Annotated in this window: 1 protein-coding gene; it reads left to right on the forward strand. The window is 35.9% G+C overall.

What is annotated here, in order from left to right; genetic code table 11:
• Positions 1-502: arginase family protein (locus tag IE142_RS40630; protein WP_191889557.1), on the forward strand; the 502-nt coding region annotated here is incomplete at both ends.

Consider the following 502-nt stretch of genomic DNA (forward strand, 5'->3'; position numbering starts at 1 on the left):
CGTGGGCTTATTAGGATATGCAATTGATAAAGGAGTAGAATTAAACAAAGGACGTGTAGGTGCAAAAGAAGGTCCCAATGCCATTAAGCGAGCTTTTGCTGGATTGCCAGATTTGAATCAATGTGAAGAGATTATAGATTATGGTAATGTAGAACACAATCATGAGTTGCTAATAGATACACAGCGCGAATTCGCAGATCTTGCTGCTAAGTCTATCAAACGACATAAACAAACATTTTTACTTGGTGGCGGTCATGATATAGCATATGCACAATATTTAGCTACTCGTAAAGTTTATCCTGAGTCGTCAATAGGTGTGATTAATATAGATGCGCACTTTGACACACGCGATGAGGGTTATTCAACCTCTGGTACTAGTTTTAGACAGATTCTAGAAGAAGATGATAATGCAGATTATTTAGTGTTAGGTATATCTCAAGGTGGTAATACACAAGCTTTATTTAATTATGCTAAAGAAAAAGATATTCAATTTGTATATGCA

It is taken from the genome of Streptomyces mutabilis (assembly GCF_014649815.1).
GTDB classification, from domain to species: domain Bacteria; phylum Actinomycetota; class Actinomycetes; order Streptomycetales; family Streptomycetaceae; genus Streptomyces; species Streptomyces mutabilis.